At 40.4% G+C, this 24,683-nt stretch carries 18 protein-coding genes; 9 read left to right on the top strand and 9 right to left on the bottom strand.

Annotation, left to right across the window (positions count from 1 at the left end):
* Positions 1-6 precede the first annotated feature (6 nt).
* A complete protein-coding gene (locus POV27_RS16650; RefSeq protein WP_272863924.1) occupies positions 7-717 on the top strand; it encodes a LytR/AlgR family response regulator transcription factor in 711 nt (236 codons plus the stop codon).
* Here POV27_RS16650 and POV27_RS16645 read toward each other — a convergent pair.
* Positions 704-2,737: a tetratricopeptide repeat protein gene (locus tag POV27_RS16645; RefSeq protein ID WP_272863923.1), complete on the bottom strand. Its 2,034-nt coding sequence runs from the start codon at positions 2,735-2,737 to the stop codon at positions 704-706. The genes POV27_RS16650 and POV27_RS16645 overlap by 14 nt on opposite strands.
* 454 nt (positions 2,738-3,191) lie before the next feature.
* Here POV27_RS16645 and POV27_RS16640 point away from each other — a divergent pair, with 454 nt between their 5' ends.
* The 3 genes from POV27_RS16640 to POV27_RS16630 all read left to right on the top strand — a co-directional run bounded on the left by POV27_RS16640 (position 3,192) and on the right by POV27_RS16630 (position 6,073).
* Positions 3,192-3,485, top strand: coding sequence for an STAS domain-containing protein (locus tag POV27_RS16640; protein WP_272863922.1), 294 nt, complete (start codon positions 3,192-3,194; stop codon positions 3,483-3,485).
* Between the two features lie 15 nt (positions 3,486-3,500).
* On the top strand, positions 3,501-4,718 hold the full coding sequence (locus tag POV27_RS16635; protein WP_272863921.1) for an oligosaccharide flippase family protein: 1,218 nt from the start codon (positions 3,501-3,503) through the stop codon (positions 4,716-4,718).
* A gap of 137 nt (positions 4,719-4,855) precedes the next feature.
* The gene (locus tag POV27_RS16630; RefSeq protein ID WP_272863920.1) at positions 4,856-6,073 is read left to right on the top strand and encodes a glycosyltransferase; all 1,218 of its coding nucleotides are present in this window, start codon (positions 4,856-4,858) and stop codon (positions 6,071-6,073) included.
* On the opposite strand, the gene POV27_RS16625 is transcribed toward POV27_RS16630, so the two are convergent.
* From POV27_RS16625 to POV27_RS16615, 3 genes are read right to left on the bottom strand one after another with little or no spacing between them, the layout of a single operon-like run.
* The gene (locus POV27_RS16625) at positions 6,057-7,577 is read right to left on the bottom strand and encodes a cellulase family glycosylhydrolase (RefSeq protein WP_272863919.1); all 1,521 of its coding nucleotides are present in this window, start codon (positions 7,575-7,577) and stop codon (positions 6,057-6,059) included. The two genes, POV27_RS16630 and POV27_RS16625, sit on opposite strands and share 17 nt — an antisense overlap.
* Positions 7,574-8,803 (bottom strand): hypothetical protein, encoded by a 1,230-nt coding sequence (locus tag POV27_RS16620; protein ID WP_272863918.1) that lies wholly within the window; start codon positions 8,801-8,803, stop codon positions 7,574-7,576. Before POV27_RS16620 ends, POV27_RS16625 begins: the two co-directional genes overlap by 4 nt.
* Complete coding sequence (locus tag POV27_RS16615; protein WP_272863917.1) at positions 8,800-11,889, bottom strand: hypothetical protein; 3,090 nt, start codon at positions 11,887-11,889, stop codon at positions 8,800-8,802. The genes POV27_RS16620 and POV27_RS16615 overlap by 4 nt, the downstream gene beginning before the upstream one ends.
* Before the next feature lie 180 nt (positions 11,890-12,069).
* Between POV27_RS16615 and POV27_RS16610 the strand changes: the two genes are divergently transcribed.
* The 3 genes from POV27_RS16610 (at position 12,070) to POV27_RS16600 (ending at position 14,364) form a co-directional block, all read left to right on the top strand.
* Positions 12,070-12,888: a glycosyltransferase gene (locus POV27_RS16610; RefSeq protein ID WP_272863916.1), complete on the top strand. Its 819-nt coding sequence runs from the start codon at positions 12,070-12,072 to the stop codon at positions 12,886-12,888.
* A gap of 188 nt (positions 12,889-13,076) precedes the next feature.
* Positions 13,077-13,820 carry a hypothetical protein gene (locus POV27_RS16605; RefSeq protein ID WP_272863915.1) on the top strand — a complete coding sequence of 248 codons (744 nt, stop codon included), beginning with the start codon at positions 13,077-13,079 and terminating at the stop codon, positions 13,818-13,820.
* 7 nt (positions 13,821-13,827) lie between these two features.
* Positions 13,828-14,364 (top strand): hypothetical protein, encoded by a 537-nt coding sequence (locus tag POV27_RS16600; protein ID WP_272863914.1) that lies wholly within the window; start codon positions 13,828-13,830, stop codon positions 14,362-14,364.
* Between the two features lie 51 nt (positions 14,365-14,415).
* Here POV27_RS16600 and POV27_RS16595 read toward each other — a convergent pair whose 3' ends face one another.
* Positions 14,416-16,665 carry a zinc-dependent metalloprotease gene (locus POV27_RS16595; protein WP_272863913.1) on the bottom strand — a complete coding sequence of 750 codons (2,250 nt, stop codon included), beginning with the start codon at positions 16,663-16,665 and terminating at the stop codon, positions 14,416-14,418.
* 139 nt (positions 16,666-16,804) lie between these two features.
* On the opposite strand from POV27_RS16595, the gene lipB reads away from it, so the two are divergent.
* Positions 16,805-17,518 carry a lipoyl(octanoyl) transferase LipB gene (gene lipB / locus POV27_RS16590; RefSeq protein WP_272863912.1) on the top strand — a complete coding sequence of 238 codons (714 nt, stop codon included), beginning with the start codon at positions 16,805-16,807 and terminating at the stop codon, positions 17,516-17,518.
* Here lipB and POV27_RS16585 read toward each other — a convergent pair.
* From POV27_RS16585 to POV27_RS16570, 4 genes are all read right to left on the bottom strand, one after another.
* Positions 17,515-17,937 carry a VOC family protein gene (locus POV27_RS16585; RefSeq protein WP_272863911.1) on the bottom strand — a complete coding sequence of 141 codons (423 nt, stop codon included), beginning with the start codon at positions 17,935-17,937 and terminating at the stop codon, positions 17,515-17,517. The genes lipB and POV27_RS16585 overlap by 4 nt on opposite strands.
* Positions 17,938-18,004: 67 nt before the next feature.
* On the bottom strand, positions 18,005-19,552 hold the full coding sequence (locus POV27_RS16580; RefSeq protein ID WP_272863910.1) for an OmpA family protein: 1,548 nt from the start codon (positions 19,550-19,552) through the stop codon (positions 18,005-18,007).
* Positions 19,553-19,625: 73 nt separating this feature from the next.
* Positions 19,626-22,031 carry a hypothetical protein gene (locus POV27_RS16575; RefSeq protein WP_272863909.1) on the bottom strand — a complete coding sequence of 802 codons (2,406 nt, stop codon included), beginning with the start codon at positions 22,029-22,031 and terminating at the stop codon, positions 19,626-19,628.
* A gap of 78 nt (positions 22,032-22,109) precedes the next feature.
* Positions 22,110-22,709, bottom strand: coding sequence for a ribonuclease HII (locus POV27_RS16570; protein WP_272863908.1), 600 nt, complete (start codon positions 22,707-22,709; stop codon positions 22,110-22,112).
* 62 nt (positions 22,710-22,771) lie between these two features.
* Here POV27_RS16570 and POV27_RS16565 point away from each other — a divergent pair, with 62 nt between their 5' ends.
* Positions 22,772-24,682, top strand: coding sequence for a putative porin (locus POV27_RS16565; protein WP_272863907.1), 1,911 nt, complete (start codon positions 22,772-22,774; stop codon positions 24,680-24,682).
* Position 24,683 lies beyond the last annotated feature (1 nt).

Here is a 24,683-nt window from a genome sequence, read left to right as displayed (position 1 = left end):
CTGCTTATGAAATGTATTGTAGTTGATGATGAATCGGCTTCACGGGCTATTATTTCCCATCTATGTTCCCAAATTGATTATTTGGAATTGATCGCAGAATTCCCCAATGCGATGGAAGCCTTCAAATACCTAAACAAAAATAAGGTAGATTTAATTTTTCTCGATATTCATATGCCGGACTTTACCGGCTTTGATTTCATTGATACTTTGAAATCTCCTCCAAAAATTATCCTTACGACATCCGACAGGGATTTGGCAATCGAAGCCTTCGAATACGACTGTATCGTGGATTATTTGGTAAAGCCTTTAGAACTTCCAAGATTTGAAAGGGCGATACAAAGAGCTGTAAAAACTGAGAGTGTACCAAAGGTTAACACTCCAGATACCAAAGAAAAGAAAGACGAAAAAAAGGAGCTTTATGTAAATATTGATCGAAGATTGATTAAGATTGATTTCGAGAAGATATTCCTAATTGAGGCCAAGGGAGACTATATCCTTATAAAAACAAGTGAAAAGAATTATACGGTGCATTCCACGCTAAAAAAAATCGAGGAAAAGTTGCCAGATCATTTGTTCCTTAAGATACACAGATCCTATATTATTAATTTCACTAGAATTATTGATATAGAGGATAATAGTGTTCTAATCGAAAAAGATGTGGTCCCCATAAGCAGATCTAATAGACCTGAACTTATGAGACGCCTTAATCTACTTTAATCTGTTTCGAAGTTTTGGGGTAAGGTACCCAAATGAGATGAAGACCCAATTCTTTGTAGTTAAACCCTCCGGCATTGGATGCGGCAATTGAGCTGTATTTACCACTTGCCTTGAATGAAAATTCTTTTCCCAAATTATAGGTAATGCTACCCTGACATCTTAAGGTAACCGTAGGGCTATCGGTTTCTATCCATTGATACCCTGAGGCTATAGTTAATAGTCCCTGCCATTTGTCATTTTTTATAGTTCCGTCTAAGAATACTTCGGTGGTGTGATACGTTAACGGACTAAAATAAAGGGTTGTCCTCGATTCGTTATAAGTCATAAATTGATAGTTGACGCCTGTTTTAATAGAAGGTTTTTTAAATAAGCTTTTATAAACAGATGAAAACAGGAGATTGCGAACATTACCGTCGGACAGATTGGTATGCCTATAACTTGTATACCATCCCATTCCGTTTCTCGAAACAATATTATGTTGAACGAACCAATGAGCCATATGAATTCTTTCATTGAGTAAGGTGGCATTGAAAGTCTCTAGGTCACGTTGAAAACCAATCTTAACATATTGTCTTGGCGTAGGCTCAGCCTCGAAAGAGGCACTTGCCACGACTTCATTATAGGTTGTTACGTCCCCCTTGTTATTGATAAACCCTAGGGATCCCTTGACCCAAGTTTTATTTCTAATTTGGTAACTTCCACCTAATTCTTGTTTATGCATGGTAGCTTTCTCTCCTAAATTTTGGTTGGTAGCATTCCTATTTTCGTAATTAAAGAAAACATTCCATTTGGCAGATGGCGACCACGTGGTCGTTGCACCAAATGTTTGGGCTATGTTATTCCCATTATCCCAACTGTATAATGCCTTTGTAATGGTTTTTGGTCTGGCTTCCTTATCCATTTTGTCGAGTAATCTCAAAGCGTCTTTTTGGTTCGGGTACACGTGTAGGGTACGTTTGGCAAACTCGCGGGCCTTTTTCTGGTTTCCCAAGGCTCTTTGCGCATTCGCCATACCTAATAGACCATCAAAAGAATTGGGTTTGGATTCCAAAATCGTACGGAATTTGGCAATGCTTAGTTTAAAATTACCCGTATACATACCATATTGAGCCCACATATTATGAGCCTCGATCGTATTTGGAAAATCATTTTCCAATGCTTGAATTCCGTTTCTGGCCAGTTTGAACTTCGAATTCCATAACAAGGCATTTAGGTATTGCACAGTTGCTTTCAAGTATAAGTTTGCATCTTCCTTGTTAACTTTGTTTTTGGCATGCAAGGAATGACTTAGGGCCTTTTTCATAATACCTTGTTTGTAAAACACCAGTCCAAGCCCCATTTGGGAATGGACAGGGTCTTCTATTTGGCCAAAAGTTCGTTCTGCAGCAATCCAGTTTTGTTGTATGAGATATCCATGTCCTTGAGACCATAATGCATCTAAATCCATTGGAAAGTCGTCCAAGATTTTTTCCCATAGCGCATGAGCCAGATCAAAATTATCCTGTTTAAGTTCCTGTTCTGCCTTTCCCAGAAGCATGTATTTACGTGATAACTCCGCATTATGGTTTTTAGGTTTTTGGTGTAAGGCTTTGTTTATATAGGTTAGTGCGTCATCGTAATTTTTTAGATTGGAAAGACTGTTGGCTAGCCCTAGAAGAACCGTGAAGTGGGAGGGATGTTTTTCATAAAGTGATAGATAATATTTCTCTGCCTCAAGAAAATCTTTATTCCATAAAAGGGATTCAGAATAATTCAGCTGGATTTCGAAATTCTCAGGATATTTTTTCAATAAATCCGAGAATTGCCTTTTGGCCAACTGTGTTTTTCCATCCAAACCTAGTGCGCGTGCTTTGCAGATTTTGGCGGTGATGTTTTCGGGATGTTCCTCCAGTAAGTTGTTAAAATATGTAGCCGCTTCCGAATATTTCATTTCTTCTAGCAAAGAAAATCCTTCATTCATATTCTGACCGTGCAATGGGCTAAATACAAGGGCAATTAAAATGTAAAAAACCGTTTTCATGTGGTGTTTATTTATAATGCCAAGTTAATGCGCGAGTTCATTTTTTTAATCTAAGGGAAAGGCCCTTTGGCCGAAGGAAAACCGTATTTCATGGAACTTCAACAAACGCCCATTGCTGTTTTATCAAAACTTGGATATCTCACGGTGCGAAATACCTTGGCGAAAGTGTGAGCTTTTAATAGGCAGGAACTTTGAAGGAGCTTTATGGACATTATCTTACCATTCGTCTACACTTATCGTCAAACCATCGATTATGGGATATTGCTTTCAAAATGGAAAGTGATATTTGCCTCGTAACCTTAAAGATATAAGCCTATGCGAGTTATTACTTTATATCCTTCTACAGTAATGAAAATAGTTTACAAGTCCAGTGAAGGGACTTTACATAACCATTTGCGAGTAGTATACGATGGAAACCAAAATAAATGTTTAGATAAATTAAAATAATAGAAATATGGCACTAAAAATTCAGAACACAGGAAACACATATCAATTGTCCGGTAGATTAAACAGTACAATCGTAAAAGAGATTCGTCCCTTTTTCATCCATAAAATAAAGGAGAGCGAGATAGTAACCATCGATATTTCCGATTTAGATGATATTGACCTCTCGGGAGCCATGTTGATGTCCGATCTTTACGAAAGGGCACAAAAAGGATATAAAACCTTTAAAGTGTTGGCGAAAAATAACCAAAAAATCTTAGGTCCATTCAGGCAATTATATACTGAATATTTGTTGGCCGCCTAGCATAAAACCAGCACAATGTTTAGTAAAGCCCTACCCCGAAGCTTTTCCCCAGAACAAATATTTGTCCTTAGTAGTGTATTGGTAAATGGAGGAAATTACCTTTATAATATAATACTGGGGCGAATGTTGGGGCCCACCCAATTTTCGGATGCAGCACTATTCGTAACGTTATTGCTTGTGCTATCATTCATAGCGATGACATTTCAATTAGGGGTAACCAAATTTGTTGCCACAGACGTGGTAAATTCGTCTTCTATTGTAAGATGGATTTGGAAAAGAGCTCTAGCATTGGGTCTTTGTATTGGTGCTGCATTCATCTTCTTTTCAGATGCATTGCAGGAAATTTTTAAAACAGAATCTGGAAATGCATTCCTCATATTCGGTTTGTTTGTTCCCATTTACTTTGCGATGAGTATACGACGTGGATATCTACAAGGACGTCAGGATTTTCTAAATCTTTCTGGATCCTATCAGATGGAGATGTGGGCACGACTCCTCCTTACACTATCGCTAGTATTATTATGGAGAAGTGAACCTTTATTGGCCGTAGTGACTGGGATAGGATTTTCGTTTGTACTGGGCCTTTATCCTTTTAGAAAATTATACAATACAGCAAAAGAACGCCTGTCCCCTTCAATTAAGGGCCAAATAAAAGTCTTTTTATGGTATACGGCACTATATGAAGGCACCCAAATTATTTGCAATAACAGCGATATTCTACTGGTTAAGCATTACTTCGGCACGGAAGAAGCAGGCCTTTATGCCTCCTTGGCACTTATTGGAAGGGTTATCTATTTTTCTAGCTGGATGCTTATCATGCTATTGCTTCCTAAAGTGATCAAGTCACGAAGGGAAGGGAAGTGTACAAAACGACTTTTCAATAACTACCTAACTATTATTACCTTATTGATATTGGTATTGTTAACTGCGTCATTTGTTATTCCTGAAACTATGGTATTACTTCTTTTCGGAGAAGAATATATGCCCATTGCGCCATATCTGGGACTTTATGCCATTGCGACATCACTTTTTGCATTCTCAAATTTGTTCGTGTACTACTTTATGTCGCTGGATCGCTTTTTCCCCATCATTTTATCTGCTCTCTTTGGTATCCTGCAAATTGTTGGAATCATGGGTTTTCATAATTCCTTTGCCGAAGTAATTTGGGTGCAGATAGCACTTATGGCAATACTCCTATCCTTACAAGCGACTTACTATAGGTGGAAATCTTAGCATATATAGCAAGCTTCATCTAAGCAAGTCGACCCTTCGTCTAAACTAAACTTCCATTAGTCGATAATCAGGCCCTTGTCGATGGTTATAATAGCATATTTGTATAGACATAATTAGAAATCAAATATTTAGAAATCATGAAATTAGGAATCGTTACGGCATATCCGCCCAGCAAAGTGACTCTCAATGAATATGCCTATCATTTAGTAAAACATTTTAGGCAATTGGAAGAAGTTTCAGAGATAATTCTGTATACAGATATCGAGGACGGGGTAGCAGATATATCCTTTACCGAAATGGGGTGCCCTATTAGGGTAGTTTCCTGTTGGAAATTCAATTCGTATGCCAATATTGCCACGGTTACGAAAGCCTTGATAAGGACCAAACCGGATATGGTATTGTTCAACTTACAATTCATGAAGTTTGGAAGCAGTAAAGTTCCGGCGGCTTTGGGCTTATTCCTTCCGTGGATTTCTAAAAGATTGAACATCCCTACCATAGTCTTATTGCACAACATAATGGAGACTGTAGATCTTGGTGAGGTCGGTTTTGCAAAAAACAGACTCGCTTCTCGGATTTATAATGGAATTGGAACATTTTTAACCAAGATTGTATTAAAGGCCAATAAGGTTGCGGTAACGATTCAAAAATATGTTGGCGAACTGGAATCCAAATATTTGGTAAATAATGTGATTCTTATTCCTCATGGCACTTTCGAAATTCCCGAAATCCCTACGTACGATAAGGTGAACGAGGTAACTAGGATTATGACCTTTGGTAAATTTGGTACGTACAAGAAAGTAGAAGCTCTTATTGAAGCAATGATGATTATCCGTGAACGAACAGGTGAATCTGTCGAGTTGGTCATTGCAGGTACCGATAACCCAAATTGTAAAGGGTATTTGGAGGCCGTTAAAAAACAATATGAGCATGTTCCAGATGTTCATTTTACCGGTTACGTGGAAGAAGAAGAAGTCCCCAGACTTTTTGTTGAGAGTGATATCGTTGTTTTTCCTTATACTGCTACAACTGGAAGCTCGGGAGTGTTGCACCAAGCAGGTAGTTATGGAAAGGCTGCTGTAATGCCTAACCTTGGAGATCTTGCTAGTCTTGTACAGGATGAAGGCTACAGAGGGGAGTTTTTTGAACCTTCCAATACGCAAAGTATGGCAGATGCCATAGAAAAGTTAATCCTAAACGATACCTATAGGAAAGAATTGGCAAAAGCCAATTACAAGGCAGCATCCTCCTGGCCAATGATCCGGGTGGCTTCAAAGTACATTGAGGAGTTCGAGAGCTTAGGGCCGTCTAAAGAAGGAAGTTTTATAAAGTCAATACTTACCTATTTTTTATGACTTGATAAGCCGGTTTCGGAACGTCGTTGACGTCAATAATTCCAAAACTGCGTTGTTTTCTTTTTCTCCATGGATATTTCCCGGCCACTTGGTCGGGAATTTTATTAAAATCGTGCAGCGTCCAAAACAGATAATGAATATCCTCATTGGAGGTAGCTTTATAAAATTCGGTGTAATATTCTTCTTGATCTTTTTCTGAAAATCCAAAAGGATCCCACAGGCCAGAGTATGTCGACATTCCAATTTCCTGAATATATACTGGCTTGTCTGTGTCTTTTTTAATAGATTCTATATAGGGTGTTAAATATTCGATTTCCTCATAGTAATGAAATGAAATGAGATCGACTTCCTTTTCTAGCAATAATGCGTTATCGGGATGGGACCAACCAATGGTAATGGGATGAACGGCATCCAATTGTTGAACGTACGAAAGGGTCTGTTGTAACCATGCTTCTACAAGTGCTTCACCCCTGGACTCGAAATCCAAATCTGGTTCATTCTTTATGTCCCAAGCAAGCAGGGCCGGGTGTCCTTTAATATGATTTATAATGGCTCTGGCATGAGAATTCGTAAGACTCCAGTCTTGTAGCGTATAATCGCCATAAAAATCGAAAAGGGTCACGATTACCTGTAGATCAAAAGTCTGGGCCAAGTCTAATATATCTTTTAATCGATCTAATTTTTCGGGTGTCACGGATGCTTTTCCAAAATCCTCATATCCGATAAAAATGCGAATAGAATTTAACCCTAGATCCTTTAGCATACCGAAATCTACTTCAATTTCTGAAGGGCTGAGGTCTTCGGTAAAAGTGTTCCAGGGATGGTTTTTTGGGTAGTAATTAAGGCCTTCAATTTTTTTCGTCACTGATCTCAATGTGTCGGGAGAAGACTGCTTGAACGAAGGTTTCACGTCCAGTTTTTCCAAATGGCGAATTCGCCAGAATCCATCCTCCAAAAGAAGTACTACCTTGAAACTTGCTTTTTCCTGCTGCGTGCCAACCAGTTCGTTTTCCTTAAAGAACCGAGAATGGATATGCACATTATGATCTGTTAGAATGGCCAGTTTGCCATCACTGCTTAATAGCTCCAATTCAAGGGAATGGGTAAGGGAAGTGGATTCGATATGAACGGATTCGGTAATGTTTAATGCAATGAGCTCGCTCAAGGTATGCCGTGCAGATTGGGTATAAAAATCCTCAAGGATGAATGTGTTGTTTTCGAAAAAAGCCAAATGTTTAATGTACCAAGCATCCAAATAATCCCTTTCTATGGCTTTTTGAATATTGACGTCCATGGTTCTTCCAGGGTTTTCGATCTTAACCCAATCTATTTCGGGCGCATAATAATCCTCTATTGGAGTATCTCTTTGGAACAAAGATGAGCGGTCTGCTCCGGTATTCAGATATGCCAACATTTGGGAAATACCATAGATTAGAATCCCATTGACAATGAGGAAACCGCCTAGAATTAAAGCTCGTCTATATGTAAACCTCCTTGTTTTCAATCTTCAAAATCTTTTGTTGTCTTGTAGCCCAGGACAGTGACGATTATTTCATTTATTCGCGTACCTTCTTTCGGTAAGATGGTATGTGCCATTCCATTTTTACTTTCCAAAATGATGGGTGCTGTGCTATGAGAAAAATCAATTTCAATTTCCGTTCCGTCGGGTATCGATTGATTCAATTGGTTTCTAATGGGGCCTATTTCCAATAATCCTTCTTCCTTTTTATAAAATATAGCGACTTCTTTTACTGCAATTTCGAATTTCGCAGTAATTGGATCGCCCATGGTCACACCGGGTATTTCTGGTGTAACTGTCCATTGCGTAGGATAATCTGGATGTTGCAATTGAGCTTGGGCTATGCCATTAATTGTACTACCCTGGGTTCTCGATTTTTGCGCTCTGTTGTCGATAATATGGAAATCTACCAACGTTCCGTCACTAATAGTATTTCCGTATGCATCTTTAATAACATTTGTGGTTAGATGTATAATTTCATTGCCATCGGCATAAGCGTGGACCCTGTCTAATGTTACACTTATTTCTTGCGCTGTATTAGGCAATACATCGATAATAATTTCCTTGGAAGTAGCCGTATTCATAGTAATTCCCATATGATATCTGCCAGAATTGGTTGGGCTATACACCTTTTTCCAAGAATATCCTCCATTTGTATACCACTGTTCCAGCTGTAAATTTTCATCATGATGCTGGGAGTAATTAAGAGCCGTGCTGTCGGGTAATAGATTGTCGAACCTATCTGTGGGAAGAGCGACAATCATAGAATGATCCGATTTTCCAGCATTGATACTGGGAGGGCCATAGTAAACTTCTAGTTGTTGGTTTTCAATAGTGTTTGGTTCAATACTAAGTTTCTTGCTCCAAATCGTTCTGTTTCCATGAGTCAGTGTACACGATAAGCTTCCCGATTTTTTAGTCAGCACCTCTGGAAGTTCAAAATATAGAATACCATTTATGGTTTTAGGTGAAATACTGGTAAAGCCTGAAGAATGTGATATATGAAGGAAGCCACTAAATTCTGGATAAGCACTACTTGAATTATCAAACTGTAAAGAGATTTTGTCCCCTGCCATGAAGGAAGTGGAGACATTGAGAAAAGTGACTTCTACCTCAAAATCAGTGGGCTGAGAAGGTTCTTTCGAAACTTCATGGCAGCCTGAAATAATTAGAGAAAGCAATAGGGCGATATGTGGGTAAAATTTAATCAAGGCCTGGGGTTTCCAATATAATTGTTAATCGTAATACCAACATAGGGGAAAGATTCGGAATACGTCTCAATTAAGTAATCAGGGTTTGGAGGTATTCTAACCGAGAGCATTTTACGGGCCGCATTGGCATTAGGGATACCATTAATATACACCTGTTCAGGGTTGGAGTGTAATATCTCGTAGTCGATGTTTAATGGAAGTGGTATTTTAAATGAGATACTACGTTGTGGGCGTATACTTTCTTCAAGGTAATGACTTTGCACTGTGATCAAGTTCTTGTTTTCGTCGTAATAAGATAATAATAACTGAGGCACGGTCGAATTCTGGGAACCTTTATTGAAAAGTTCTCCATAGAAAGTTCCATTTATCATTTTTGTTTTCTGAACGACGACTTCGTTGTAGAGATCGGAAGTTGCCAAATTGGCACTTACTTCTATCCCATAATGCGTTGGTTGCATATCGAATTGTTTTTGTGTAAACTCCTCAGGGTTAAAAGTTTTAGGAATAACGTCCGTATTTGAAACCCATGCAATTTCTTCGAAATCAACCACAAAAGGTGTTGTTTCCATGGGTAGTAATTTGTGCTTTATGATGTCCTTTGCGTTGTAACTCCCTAAAACTTCATTGTTTACTCCATATAAAGTACATGAAATGGCGATATCGGCGGGAATTCTATCTACGTTTTGTATCAAGCCCACCACCTTGTATTTTCCTTCGGATACTATAAGACGGGAATCTATTACTTCCACCACGGGTTGTCTCACAATATCTTCATGATAGGTTTGTTCCGAGCTAATCCTGCGCCGTCCGTGGTTGTAATATGTGGTGTGATTCGAACTAATTATCAAGTCAGGAGGAATATCCAATTCCGAATGCGGAGGAACGACATACCATTTGCCATTATGGAAAACGGTATTGATAATTTCCTCCTTTTCGACTTTCTTTAGTGGGGTGATCCATGAGGATGTAACGCGGAGTTTGTTAGTGGTTTCCGTGGCTTCTTCCGATACCATTTTTATAGCATCAAGTTTTCCATAACTGCCTAAAAGGCCATCGGAGACCGATATTTCGAGCATAAATTGGTCCAAGGACTTATTGCTGAGCGGAGAAATATAGATATGCGCCTGTTCAAATTCTTTAAAATCTATGGCATTAAAATAGGCTTTGACAACATTTTGAGGAGCTATTTGTGGTGCATTTTGAGAATGGAATTGATAGAACCCATAACTCACAAAACCCAAGATTAATAGTACCCATATTCCGCAAACTTTTAGGATGTGAAAGGTACGCTTTCTTGGTTTTTTGTCTCCCAAAATTTTCTGGCATTGATTTGCTGCGACGTCTTTAGGATTCTTCAGGACTATTCTCAAAACTCCAATAATACATGCAATAATTAGTGTAGTAATAGGGATAATACCCCACATTAATCTAAGGTATGACGGGGTTCTTTCTTTTTTGTTAATCTTTGGAATAGGGGGCACCCCGGAACGTTCCCAAACTGAAATTCCATTTTCTAGCATGGGTAGTCGTTGCCATCCTGTGAAATAGAGAAGTGGATCGTAGAATTTGTCATTGGAGAAAACATATTTCAAATGATATTTTTCTGGTACAGCAAGAAATTGTTGTAGTGAACCTAAGCCTTCAATGCCTCGAAATTTTGAATTTTCCAATCGTTCTACGGCTCTAGATGTCAACTCAGGTAATCGACGTGCCGAATGATAATTGCCATCTACAGACGCAGCGTCCGTCTGCGCTGATAACCAAGCCATCTGGTCCCCAAATCCCAAGGTGAGATACCTCCATCTATCATGCTGGTCTTGATTTAAAAAATTGACAATAGGGAGCATATCGATTTTTTCTGGTTGGGTAGGTCGAAAATTGCTAAGATTAAGGGTAAATATGGAAACGCAAATTAGGGACAAAGCCAATACTCCGCCCATAAAGCGATGTATCCGAGCTCCCCAAGCATTTTGAATATATTGTTTTAAATCCCCTTCGGCAAAGCGATAAGTGAATTCGCCAAAAATGGGTAAGACCATAATGGTAGCCCATAAAGTAAACCTGTCCAAGGTTAGGATATTAAATGCATTTTCTCCAAGTATTAATTTTGAGGCAGGTGTTGTACTTCCAGTTCCTAAGAGTGCCAGTAAACCCAGAGATAGCCCAAAGAAAATATAACGCTTGCTAAAGTATCTGTAGAAAAAATAAGGCAGAAAAAGAAGTAAAACACCCCAAGGGATCACGAAAAAGACCAGTCCTGAAGAAAAGGCATCAAGAAAGTTGTCACGGGAACCATGTGGAATAGGAACTTGTGTAATTGGGTTTTGCTTCGTGTTCACCCAATATGGAAGTATGCATACCAAAATAAGAAGCAAGGACCCCATGCCAAAAGTAATAATCGTTTTGAATTTTTGAGCGAACACTTTCCAAAAAGTGCCGAATCGTAAGTCTTTATAACTTCCCGCTTTCTGGGCTGCTATGTCCATAACTACTAACCCAATAAGGGGAAAAATGAAGAACACCATTCCAAAGATAGGAGTAACATGGTGTGAACATACCGTTACTGCGAGGAGTGACCATGCAAAAACAAGATGCTTCTTTCTTCCATTTTTTAACCAAGCATAGATTTCGGGCAATGCGTGCATAAGAACGGATATACCAACAATACTTGGCAATTGCCCAAATAGGTGAAGCGTTTCCAAGAATGAAGATGAAAAAACAGCCAACAAAGATGCATAACCAGCAACTTTTCGATCTCCGCTAAGCAATAATGAAAACCGGTATACCCCAGTTATGAACAAGAGAACACTTGTAAGGGCCATGGCGTATAGTGAAAATTTTAGGCCTCCAATTTCAGACAATAATGCCATAGATTGATGTACAAGGGGAGGATAAGCCATTACGGTGAAACCCGTATACCAGCTTTCATTCCATGGATCGAACCATTGTGTGGAATAATGTTCTGCAAAAAACAAATGGATAAGGGCATCATATGTTTCTTCTAATGTAAATGCTATAGATCCACCGTGAAACAACAGTCCAAGCAGTAGGGCGACAACTAGATATTTGTTGGATTTTTCAATCATGAAAGGACTAAGATCTGGGGGTTAATTCTCAATGAATCAAATATACAGCATTCGTTAATTGCCCCATCTATAGACGAATGGCATCCGTCGACAGAAAAACGACATCCATCGAAAACAGCCGCCAAAAAGAACCTTTGGCCTATATGTTTGTCCCGTTGAATCGAATAAAAAACGGCAAATATGAAAACGGGAATTATTATACCATGCTACAATGAGGAGTCACGATTGGATAAGAATGCATTCATCAATTTTATAGTGAACCATGATGATTACCATTTGTGCTTTGTAAACGATGGAAGTAGGGATGAAACACTTAAGGTATTATATCAAATGAAAAGTACTATTCCATCGCGTATTAGTGTAGTAGATATTAAAAAGAATGTTGGGAAAGCTGCCGCTGTGCGAGCAGGAGTAAGGTTTCTTTATCATATGAAAGATATTAGCAACATTGGATTTATGGATGCAGACCTCTCCACTGATTTTCGAGATTTTAAGGATTTGGTAAGGACTTTGGATTCCGATGATAAACTATCTGTTGTCTTTGGTTCTAGAAATATAGGAGGTAAAGGGATAAAGAGAGATGGCTTTAGGTTGTTATTATCTAACATTATTAAACTATGTATTTGTAGATTGATTAAAATGCCTATTCGCGACACTCAATGCGGAGCCAAAGTTTTCACAAAAAGTATCATTCCAGTTGTTTATGGAAATGCCTTTGTAAGTCGTTGGCTTTTCGATGTAGAGATATTTCTTAGACTACGAAAGTATTTGGGAAGCAAGAATGTTATGAGTAGGATTTGCGAACAGCCACTTATGAGATGGGTGCATGTAGAAGATTCACGTCTTGGCTTACGCGATTCAATAAGAATACCTTTTCGTTTACTGTCTATTTGGTTAGTTTATAGCGTGCTCTCAAATTTTCAACTAATTGAAACTCCAAGTGAAGACTATATGTCCTTCGAAGTTATCGAATCTCCTCAACTTAAAATAGCAGCCTAGTAGGATAGGTTCTTTGTGAAGGAAAAAGAGGTCCTGTGTTAGTCTTCATGAATGGGCCTTTGGAGTTTGGTTGAATTTCCTTCACACCAATGCCGATTTCCATGTTTTCATGGAAATTGGCATTTTTCTTGTTCAATCTATATATATTGAATTACTTTTATATCAACTAATACCAACATTAAACCATAATGAAGAATAGAAAATTACTTGTTATTTGGTGTCTCGTCCTTACCCTTGTTGGATGCCAAGTAACCGAAACCCTTACCCTAAATGAAGATGGGAGTGGGCGAATTTCCATTTCTATGGATATGTCCGAGATGATGGCGTTTGGCGGGGATTTGGGAGATAGCTTGAAGCCTGAAAAAATGGATTCCATCATGTCCATGAAAGATATATTGGAAGAAAAGAAAGATAGTATTTCAAAATTACCCAAGAAGGATCAGGAACGCCTGAAGAAATTAGAGAATTACAGTTTCCGAACCTTTATGGATACCGAAACCAAAGAGATGTTTTTCGACCTTTATACAGACTTCAAAGATATAAAGGAAGCCAATGACTTGATGAATGCTTTCGAATCCAGTGGGGACTTTATACCTAGTATGGGGCCTGGCACAGATGTTAATAGCGATCCAGCTTCAGGAGGCATTATGGCGGTAAATTTCTCTTATAAAAATGGGAAGTTTGTACGCGATGCCTTCATTGTAGATGAAGAAAAGCACAAGATGCAAATGGATAGTATAAAGACTGCTGAGGGCTTTATGAGCAGTATGAAATACAAAATTAAGTATACCTTCCCAAGGCGAATCAAATCCATTTCGGTAGAGGATGCCAGGTTCTCTTTGGACGGAAAAACGGTAGAATTTGAAAAACCCTTTTTAGATTATTTCAAAGACCCCGATGTGCTTGATTTTGAAGTAGAATTGGAAGACTAAACCTACTATGAAAACGTATCTATTTATTGCGCTGACCCTAATTTTTGTTTCCTGTGATAGTACCAAAAAAACGGTAGCGGAAACCAATGAAGTGGAGACACCATCCAAGCTCATCGTGAATGATGGTACGTGTCCAGAGCAGGGTACATGTTCCTTTCAGATTAAGGAAGGAACCCAATTTTCGGTAGCCAAAGATGGAACCGGAGCCATATACCCTACCTATGAAGATAGTGAAGGCTCTGTAGCCGAGTTCCGCTATCAGGAAAAAGGACCCGAAGGAACGGCCGATGGTGATTATGCTGAGGTAATTCAATTCAACATTCCGGCTTCCATAGGGAAGGGAAAGTCGTATACTGGAGAGACCTTGCAAGAGGTGACTTTATTGTACTACAAAGAATGTTTCTGTAAAGGACAGGCGGGTTATTATAAGGTGACCCAAGGAGCACTTAAACTGTACACGAACGCAAATGGAGAACTCAATTTCGATCTGCAATTCACGGCCGATGTCGTAAATCAAACTATACGCAGAATCGTGAAAGGATAAAGAAAAAGGGGAATCGGAAAGATTCCCCTTTTTTATTTCATACAATTTCTATTATTCAATAATCACCTTCTGGGTGGCGCTTACATTGCCGTTGGTGATTTTTACGAAATACATTCCCGTTCGAAGGTTGTTGTAATTCAGGGTTTCATTAAAAATGGCACCCGAACCTACTGTAAATGTATTTGCAGCTACTTTTCTACCATGGATGTCGTATAGATCGATCGCTACGTTTTCACTAATCGTTGTAAAGCTTACCGAAAGGTTTCCTTGCGAAGGATTGGGCCAAATGGCCAAATTTTCCAATGAGAAATCCTCTGTAGAAGCGATTCCAGAAGTTACGAAATCAGTAGTATTTACATTGTAGAATACATTATCACTGGCCGCGACCATGAGACGAGCTTCATTGGTATTGGGCACGTTCGGTACGGTCAAGGTATAACTACCATTGTTGGGTACATCTTCGGCAAGGATATAATCGAAATTCTCTCCCCCGTCAATAGAAAGTAAAATGTCCATCGCGGTAGCATCGATAGGCGAGGTATCTGTGCCTGCGACGTCCCAGGTTACCGTTTGTGTGCTTCCAATGGCCCAATTTTCGGCTGTGGTTTGTGAGGTCACTACAAATGGACCTGTACCGCCAATTGTGGTTACTCCAGTTACAGCACTGGCGCTGGCTCCACCATTCAATACATTGTCTCGTACCGTAAGGCGAAAAGACATGCTTCGCTGTACAGAGGGCACAACTTCCCAAGTAGTGCTCGTAGATCCTCCTATCACCGTTTCCAATTTAGGCATGTAACGGTCTGGGGATTCGGTAGGATCCAAAGAACGGAACAAAGGCCCTACTGTAGAAGTGGAAACCGGTGGCATCGGAGCAGGTGTAGCATTTGTTTGCTCCCAGCAATAGGTCAACACATCCCCAGCATCTGGATCGGTAGCGGCTCCTCTAAGTACAAAAGGCGTGGAAGGCGGAATGAAGAACCCACTTTCAATGGTAATGACTGGAGGTTCATTATTGGTAGCTGTTTGCTGCGCACAAGTAGAATTTCCGGAAGAAATATTGTTCCACATTTCTATGATGCTTACCCCGTTAAAATAGTCGTCACTATTACTCTGTACGTTAGGGGCGCAAATTCCGGCGTATCCCATAATGGTGGAGGCACTTCCGGGTTCAATGGACACAGAAGAGCGCTGACAGTTATTGTTCTGAGGGTGATTCGCACCGTATTGATGCCCCATTTCGTGGGATACATAGTCAATATCGAAAAAATCACCTATAGGTGTGTTGATTCCGGTAACCCCATAGGCTTTAGATCCGGTAACACAAGGGGAATTCAATTGCGCAACACCACCACCCTGTGTGCTGAATACGTGACCAATATCGTAATTGGCATCTCCGATAACCGCATCACATTTTGCCTGATTCTCTCCCAGTAGCGCCCCGGGGTTATTGTTGGTATACCCATCGGTAGCAGGATCTAGAAAGATGATATCGGTATTATTAGGAACCAGTTCCATGGTTAGGGCTACATCCCTTTCAAAAACACCATTTACACGTGTCATGGAAACATTCATGGCAGAAAGTACCGCTGCTTTTTTAACCGAATCCGGTTCACTTGGGTCAACCCCTTGGTTGTTTAAGTGCCAAATGGAATATTCTCCCGTACATGCCAAGGCTAATCTAAAGGTTCTTAGCATACCATCGTCTGCATTGCGGTTGTTGCTTTCCGCTCCCTCAACATAGTTAGAGACCGTATTCTCTACATGACATTCGAAAGCATCCGGATTTTCTGAAACTGCATCCCTAGAATAATGGATGTAATACCTCTTGTCCTTGGTATAAGGATCAATATAAATGGTTTTGTGCTTAGGGGAACTGATCATAACGTGCACTCCAATAGGCGAGACACTAAAACGTGCTACCGAAGAAGGATCGTCCACTCCTTGTGCGACATACGATCGAATGTTTGGGTACTGGGCCTTTAATCCATCACTAAAAACGGAAGCTTCCAACACACGATAGGTGATGGGTTTTCCATCCAAAGCCGGAATGTCCAGTAAGATGTTCGACTCAATGTTGCTTTTTCTACTTGGGGCCGTAGCTGCCAACTGCGAAAATGCTTCTTTATCCAATTCGAACAATTCGTATTGGGAAGGCACAAATTTTCTGAATTCCTTATCCAAGGCTTGCACTCGGGTTTCGTTAACGGAATTCCAAAAATTTCCATTTTGGGCCAAAATGGAAGGTGTAAGAAGCATTACGAGCAGCAAAAAAGACCACTTCATAACTTTAAATCTCATAGCGTATTTTATTAAGGTGAAAGTTCAAATATATTAAATAACCCTACCAAACTAATAGATTGTGAGGTTTTGGTTAGATTTTATAGTTGTCCCAATTTTAAGGCGTATTTTTGCAGTCACATACTATTTCTCTTACTTTTTGAACAAAGACATCCAAATACAGGACTTAGGTTTTAAGGATTACAAGGAAACTTGGGATTATCAAGAAGTGCTTTTCAAGGAGATTTTAGATCGTAAGATCAAAAATCGGAGGGAAGACACAAATCTTCCTACGCCCAATTATTTTCTCTTCGTAGAACATCCCCATGTATTCACATTGGGAAAAAGTGGGGATTTCGATAATCTGCTTATTTCCGAAGAACGCCTAAAAGAAGTGAATGCTTCCTTCTACAAGATTAACAGAGGAGGAGATATTACCTATCACGGTCCGGGTCAAATTGTGGGATATCCCATCTTGGATTTAGAAAACTTCTTTACCGATATCCACAAGTACCTTCGATTGTTGGAAGAAATGATCATTCGTACCTTGGCCGAATATGGTATTAAAGCGGAACGTTCGCCAGGGGAGACAGGTGTGTGGTTGGATGTAGGAACCCCTTTTGCCCGAAAGATCTGTGCTATGGGAGTGCGAGCCAGCCGATGGGTCACCATGCATGGATTTGCTTTTAATATTAATGCCGATCTAGGGTACTTCGATTATATGATTCCTTGTGGCATAAAAGACAAGGCCGTTACTTCTCTTAATGTAGAACTAGGAAAAACGGAAGTGCCCCTCGAAGAGGTAAAAGAAAAACTGACAAGGCATTTCTCCGAACTCTTCGAGGCACAACTATTAGAAAAGAAGACGGTTTAGTCTTCTGGTTTGTGGTCGGAAGAAACCATCCACTGAATTCCATATTTGTCTACCAGCATCCCGAACTTGCCACCCCAGAAAACGTCTGCATAGGGCATTAGTATTTGTCCGCCTTCGCTTAAGGCATTAAAAGCAGCTTCCCCTTTGGTTACATCGGTGCCAATACTTAAATGGTAATTGCTTCCCGTGACCAAATGTTCTGGCTGATTGGTGTCTGAAGCCATTAAAGTCGCTTCGCCAAATTCCAGCGTACAGTGCATGACAAGGTCTTTATGCTCATCGGCAACCGGGAACGCATTGGGAGGTGCCTCCCCAAATCTCATAAATGTGGTGAATTCGCCATTGAGAATTTCCTTATAGAAGTTCATGGCCTCTTCACAATTTCCGTTAAAGGTTAAATAGGTGTTTAGTTTCATCATCGAATGTATAGGTGTTTGTACTCCTAAAGATACTCGATTTTCCGCAAAAATGTAACATGGGAAAGGCTTACTTCCTAATGAAAACTACCCTTCTGTTTTTGGCTTTTCCATCGACCGAGCTATTGTCTGCTACAGGTTCACCTTCTCCCTTACCATCGGTGCTTAAGCGACTACCATCAACCCCATAGGTTGTAATTAAAGCCTGTTTCACGGAAGCAGCCCTGGATTTGGATAGTGCCAAATTATTGCTGTCGCTACCATCGCTATCGGTATGGCCTACAATAAGTAATTTCATGGAGCTATCTTGCTGTAGCACTTGAGAGATCTGTCGAAGAATACCATAGGATTGTGGTTGAATGGTGGCCGAACCAGAATCGAAAAGAATGCCGTTGGTGGACACTTTTCCTTCAGATAATAGGGTGCGACGAAGATCCAATCCTCCCTTGGCGATTTTCACATTTCTAATGAATATTTTTTCCTTGCCATCCTTAAACCCTTCGGCGTGAAACTTTAGGGCTTTAATTTGGTCTTTTTGGGTCAGCATTTTCGGAATGTCGATGTATTTTTTCTCATTCACCCAAAGACGGAATCGTTCTTTGTTTACTGCTATGGAAATATGTGGTCTGTTTAGAGTGGCCTTTCTAATGTCTGCTGTTATGGTATTGTTTATCGTATGCCCTTCGCCGTAGGCGTAACTCTTTACCTGTATGCCAAAGGCCCCATATTGACCAAAGGGAATCCATGCGGCCGCCCAATATTCTCCTTGTTTGAATTTGGTATTATCGGACAATAGGATTTGTAATTTGGCAGTGGAGGAGGTTTTACTGTCCAATCCGTAACCAAATAGGTCAAACTCTATAGTATATTCTTCGGGAAGGTCTACATCCAGTGGCATGTAATAAATACCGTAACCGGAAAGGATTTCTAACCAGCGTTCGTTGTTGTCATTAAAGGTAACAACCTCTCCACTTCCGTTGGTATTCCACTTGCTAGGGAAGTCACCAATAAAATCATTGGAATAATCATCGAAAAACAACAATTCATCTCCTGGTACAAAATCGAATTTGCTGTTTATTTTAAAGGTGCTTGAAGGCCCATCGCTGGATCCCCCTGGGCTGCTGGTTCCAGTCCCAGATTCGGAAGAGGCTTCTTCAGAATTGGAATCATCGTCTTTGGTGTCTCCTTCAGAAGTGTCTTCGCTGTCTTCATTCCCCGAGCGTCTTCCCGCCAGAAGTTCGGTGGCTGTTTTAATGCTGTACTTTAAGGCCTTTTTGGCCTTGTTAATTTGCAGGGTTGCCTTGGCTTGTTTTAGGGCGCCGGCTCCGTCGAGATCCGAAAGGATATTGGGTGCACTGGTCATAAGCAATTCTGCATCGGTAAGGGCGTCTTCTAGGATGTCGATGTCATCATCATCTAAGGATTTTCCAGCCTTGGCGTAACCATCGTAGCGATATACTTTGTCGTAGATGTCGAAGGAATTTCGAACGAAAGTATCTACACTGTAAATGCCGACACTGCTTTTTGGGCGTTTAATTCGTTTGGTCTGTGCTTGTATGGCACTTGCTACAAATAATAACAACACAAGCACCAGGGGAGTTTTGAGTGAGGATTTCATGAAACGGTTTTTAGCGTTGGCCACAAAAATAACCCCTTAACTATGTGATTGTCAACAGGGTTTTTCTTGTTTTTTATAAGGAATAAGCCGCTATTTCCGATTCTCCAACGGCTGCCGTCACCCATATTTTGCCTTTCACGATGGCAATATCGGCTACAGATGTTCCATAAACAGGGAAACCATCAAGAATAGTTCCCGACTTGTCAATGACATAGAGTTTGTTTTCTTGGGTTTCGGTTATGGCGATAAAAGTACCTCTGTTGGAATTCAAGATGATAGGTTCGGTGTAAATACCGTAAGGAAGCTCTACCAATTTACCATTAATTCGAAGTAGATTATCATCCAAGGTTACTTTGGTATTTCCAAGAATCTTAAATTGATAGTTGTCCGAAACGTCTAGGGATTGCGAAGTTACCTTTCCCGTTTGCGAAATACTTACTTTGGTTTTCTCTTTGGTGATTAATGCGAAATTATCGCCTTCTTTGGCAATGGGCATGTCCGAAAAATTGAATGTTTTGCCCGTGCGAACCCTCACTTTTCCAACTCGGCTTAAAATGTTCAGCTTACCATTCTCTTCAGCAATAAGTAAATAATCCTTGGTACGCATACGAATGTGTTGGGGCGGTAAGACTATATTGGATTGTGCCTTTTTAAAGGTAAATCCAGTGACCGTTTTACCCTTGCTATCGTACATATGAACCTCTTTTCCTTGGGTCACTACAAAACGGTACTTCCGCTTATTATCATAATCGAACACAGCGAGGGGTTGTGTAATGGGATCCCTGAATTTCTTAGGGAACGGATTCACCGTATTGCCATTGCGATCTATAACCTGAAAGGATTTTGGGGTGGCAAAAGCCAATTGCTTTTTGCCGTTACGCAAGATATCTACCTCTTGAATATCACCCAGTATAGGACCGTCCAATCGTTTTTTCCAAAGGACTTTTCCACTGCTTGAAATTAGATACAAGCGATTTTCAATGTCCTGAACCACCATATCCTTTCCTTTGGTTCTATGATTGGTAAAGAATTGTGGTTCCATAAGAATAGGTGCGTCCAAGGATTCAGAAAACAATTGGGTAACTACACCCGACACCTGTTTTTTGGAACCGTTCAACTCCTTGCAAACCAAATTCACATGGGCAAAGTCACGATCACTGCTTAGTTGCAGTGAAACGAAGGGATGTTTGGATACGGTTCCTTCCTCGGTAGATAAAAAGGGAGCCATCCATGCATCGATCTGCCCTTGCATATTGTACACCAAAAAGGAGGAAGCCTGACTCAATTCGGGCAAGGCCTCTTCATACACGGTCGACTTTTCTAAAACGCTTCCGTTTTTTATCGCCGTAATGATATCTTTTGCACTTTCTTGACTTTCCGAAAAGATGAAAAAGTCTTCCCAGACAAAGAGAATGTTCGGTGAAGGGTTTTCTAAAATCGGATAGAATCTTTCGAACAAGGATGCTCCTTCGGTGAATCGAAAAAGTTTTATTTCCCTGAACTCCGATAATTCATTAAGTCCCGTATTCAGCTCTTCTTGGGTAATGTCGGGATCTACGCTGCGAACCACCATACTACTTCCAGAAGATGTTTCAATACTTCCTATTTCAACCACCGCGTCGAAGAAGGAAGGTAGTGCTATACTATCCTTGTGAAAGGTTTGAAGGTTGTTGGATAGCAATTGAGCATCTTGAAAGGTCACAACCCTTGCTTGTTTTGCCGAAACGGGAAGTACTTGGGCAATTTGATTTCGTTGTGGCACCAATCCTTCAAAAATGGAAAGGAGGCTAGGGAGACTATCCCTATCGATCAATACTCCAGTGGCCATGGCTCCCTTGGGAAGAATGTCTAAGGCCATTGCTGCTTGGGTGCCCAGTTGTATTTGGGTGGAATCTATTTGTAGCGGTTCCAGCGTAAATATGGAGGATAACTCGGCAGTTTGGTTCAATTGAAATGCCTTCCGCAATGGATCACTTTCGGGGAGCGTACCATCTACAATGTTTTCAATGAGTTTTTCTGAAGAGGAAATCACAAAAACACTATCCAATACCGTACTATAGTGGGGTCTCTCATCCCTCTTTATGATGTCTATGGTTTGCTTTTTATACTTTTTATTTGTGGGTGGGGCTACCGAATCGAATTGAAATACCTCGGGGTGGTATTTGGTAATAATCGTGTAGTGCGTCGTGTCCGAAGACTTTTTAAAGGAAATGGCACTAGGGTACTGAGGCTTTAGGGAGGCAACGAATTCTGGGTACAATTTTATGAACTCATAAAGCAACGGATGGGAGAGTTCATTGTATAAACTGCTGTTTTCGAAATCTTTCTTTGCCGTTTCTAGATTGGCAATTTTTATCACTACCCCTGGATTTGAAGGTAAATAATCGACCAAATTTTCGGATCGTTCGATCCTTTTTTCGCAAGCCGAAAAACTTAGGGCCAATAACACTAGAAATAGGGGTGTGAATCGAAATCGCATACACAAAAATAACACCCTTTTAGGGGTATTTCGTATACGGTAGAAACAGTTTATCTACGGGTTTTCAACACCCAAATCTTAAAAGTCCAATTTCAATTGTTCGGGAAGTAAGCGGAAACTTTTTCTGTGATAGGGACTGGGGCCGTATTTCTTTATTGCTTCCCTATGTTCTTGGGTAGGATATCCTTTGTTCTTTTTCCAGTTGTACATGGGAAATTCCTCATGGAGCTGTTCCATATAAAGATCGCGATAGGTCTTTGCCAAGATAGAAGCTGCGGCTATATGCAAGTATTTACCATCTCCTTTTACCACGCATTCGTAGGGTATTTTAGCATAGGGTTTAAACTTATTTCCGTCGATGGCGATAAATTGTGGAAGCGGCTTGAGTTGATCTATAGATCGGTGCATTCCCAAAATGGAAGCGTTCAGAATATTGATCTGATCGATTTCTTCCATCATGACATGGGTCACCCCGAAGGAAAGCGCACTTTCCTCAATAATGGGTTTCAATTCCATACGCTTCTTTTCGGTAAGTTGTTTGGAATCGGTGAGCCAAGGGTGCGAAAAATCATCGGGTAAAATCACCGCTGCGGCAGTAACGGGACCCGCCAGACAACCGCGGCCGGCTTCGTCGGTTCCGCATTCGAGTAAATCTTTATGAATTTTTAACTTCAACACTCAAAATTAAAAATACGCAATTCCGTTTAAACATTTACCTTTGTTCCCTAAGAGCTTTTTCAATGATCAGGACACTTTTGCTACTTTTCTTTTTATGTGCTTCGGCAACAGTGTTTTCACAAAATATTCCTAGCCAGTTTCAAGGCAAAGCAGGTCAAGGAAAACCTGAAAAGCCACCCATAGAATTGTATAAAATCATTTCGGCCGATAGGGATACTACCTATTTGGATACCACGCTCACTATTCAGAAAGAATACAATTACAACTATTTACGCCGCGATAATTTCGAATTATTACCCTTTTCTAATGTGGGGCAGACCTATAACTCGTTGGGATACACTTTTGATGATTTCAATCTTATGCCCAAATTCGTGGCCCAATCGCACCATTTCAATTATATGGATGCGAAGGACATGCGTTACTTTAATGTTCCCACGCCACTTACTGAACTGTATTTTAAAACGGCGTTCGCGCAAGGGCAACAGTTGGACGCATTTTTTACAGTAAATACCAACGAACGTTTTAATTTTTCCATTGCTTATAGGGGATTGCGGTCGCTTGGAAAGTATCAGAACATTTTAACCAGTACAGGGAATTTCCGATTTACCACAAATTATAAAACCAAGAACGATCGCTATCGACTTAGAGCCCATGTGGCGGCACAGGATATTTTGAACCAGGAAAACGGCGGGTTGACCCAAACATCCATCGATCTTTTTGAAGCAGGTGATCCCGAGTTTGATGATCGTGGTCGACTGGATGTGAATTTTGAAGATGCCGAAAACAAATTAGAAGGACTTCGCTTTTGGGGTGCCCAAGAATACGATCTTATTTCTAAAAAGGATAGTCTGGATTATACCATGCTCACCTTGGGAACTACCCTCAGTTTTGAAGAAAAGGACTTTAAGTATGGGCAAACGGCGGCCAGTGACTTATTAGGGGAAGCGTATTTGAACTCCAATTTATTGACCCAAACCAAACTAGAAAATTTTCAGGCGGAGGGGAGTGCTACTTTCAAGAATTCCATATTGGGAGAACTGTCTGCCTTCATAGGATATACGGATTATAACTATGGTTATGATTCCGTTCTGGAGTTGGACGATGGCAGAATTACCAATAGATTGAAAGGGAATTTGATTCGTGCTGGTGCCAGTTACCGAAAACATTACAAAGGGTTCGATCTTTTCGGGAAAGGAGCCATAAATATTTCGGGCGATTTCGATGCGAATTATCTTTTGGGAGGAGCTTCTTATCAGTTTGACGAAGACAATTCGGTGAAGGCCCAGATCAAGATTCATAGCGTGGCGCCCAATTTCAACTTTCTATTGTACCAAAGCGATTATGTGAACTACAATTGGCAGAACAATTTCAATAATGTAAAGACGCAGGAACTGAAACTGGAGATTGCTTCCAAAAAGTTGTTGGATGCTGAGGTGAGTTACACGGGTATTGAGGATTATACCTATTTCACGATCAAAGCCAATGACAGTACCCCAACGCCCCAACAATTTGCAGACCGGGTAGATTATTTAAAGGTGAAAGTAGGAAGGGAGTTCCGATTAGGGAAGTTCGCTTTAAACAATACCGTCATGTTCCAGCAGGCATTGAGCGGGGAAGAAGTCTTCAATATTCCCGAAATTGTCACCCGACAGTCTTTGTATTACGAAGATGAGTGGTTCAAAAAGGCCATGTTCATGCAAACTGGGATCAACTTCAAGTATTTCACGGCCTATAATGCCAATGGTTACGATCCCGTATTGGCAGAATTTTATGTTCAGAACAACCAAGAAATTGGTGGCTATCCCATATTCGATGTGTTCTTCAATGCTAAGGTTCGGCAAACACGGATTTATGTGAAATATGAATTCGTGAATCAGCTCTTTAATAGCACGAACGATCATTTTTCGGCACCAGGCTATCCGTATCGCGATGCAGTGATACGTTTTGGGTTTGTGTGGAATTTCTTCCTGTAAC

It is taken from the genome of Aureisphaera galaxeae (assembly GCF_028561275.1).
GTDB lineage: Bacteria > Bacteroidota > Bacteroidia > Flavobacteriales > Flavobacteriaceae > Aureisphaera > Aureisphaera galaxeae.
This window is presented reverse-complemented; position numbering and strand designations above follow the sequence as displayed.

Bases quoted from the DNA above. Each gene is read 5' to 3' on its own strand.
- POV27_RS16580 (WP_272863910.1), bottom strand. From the start codon at position 19,552: ATGAAATCCTCACTCAAAACTCCCCTGGTGCTTGTGTTGTTATTATTT.
- POV27_RS16645 (WP_272863923.1), bottom strand. From the start codon at position 2,737: ATGAAAACGGTTTTTTACATTTTAATTGCCCTTGTATTTAGCCCATTG.
- POV27_RS16600 (WP_272863914.1), top strand. From the start codon at position 13,828: ATGAAAACGTATCTATTTATTGCGCTGACCCTAATTTTTGTTTCCTGT.
- POV27_RS16610 (WP_272863916.1), top strand. From the start codon at position 12,070: ATGAAAACGGGAATTATTATACCATGCTACAATGAGGAGTCACGATTG.
- POV27_RS16635 (WP_272863921.1), top strand. From the start codon at position 3,501: ATGTTTAGTAAAGCCCTACCCCGAAGCTTTTCCCCAGAACAAATATTT.
- POV27_RS16630 (WP_272863920.1), top strand. From the start codon at position 4,856: ATGAAATTAGGAATCGTTACGGCATATCCGCCCAGCAAAGTGACTCTC.
- POV27_RS16615 (WP_272863917.1), bottom strand. From the start codon at position 11,889: ATGATTGAAAAATCCAACAAATATCTAGTTGTCGCCCTACTGCTTGGA.
- POV27_RS16575 (WP_272863909.1), bottom strand. From the start codon at position 22,031: ATGCGATTTCGATTCACACCCCTATTTCTAGTGTTATTGGCCCTAAGT.
- POV27_RS16565 (WP_272863907.1), top strand. From the start codon at position 22,772: ATGATCAGGACACTTTTGCTACTTTTCTTTTTATGTGCTTCGGCAACA.
- POV27_RS16595 (WP_272863913.1), bottom strand. From the start codon at position 16,665: ATGAGATTTAAAGTTATGAAGTGGTCTTTTTTGCTGCTCGTAATGCTT.
- POV27_RS16650 (WP_272863924.1), top strand. From the start codon at position 7: ATGAAATGTATTGTAGTTGATGATGAATCGGCTTCACGGGCTATTATT.
- POV27_RS16605 (WP_272863915.1), top strand. From the start codon at position 13,077: ATGAAGAATAGAAAATTACTTGTTATTTGGTGTCTCGTCCTTACCCTT.
- POV27_RS16585 (WP_272863911.1), bottom strand. From the start codon at position 17,937: ATGATGAAACTAAACACCTATTTAACCTTTAACGGAAATTGTGAAGAG.
- POV27_RS16640 (WP_272863922.1), top strand. From the start codon at position 3,192: ATGGCACTAAAAATTCAGAACACAGGAAACACATATCAATTGTCCGGT.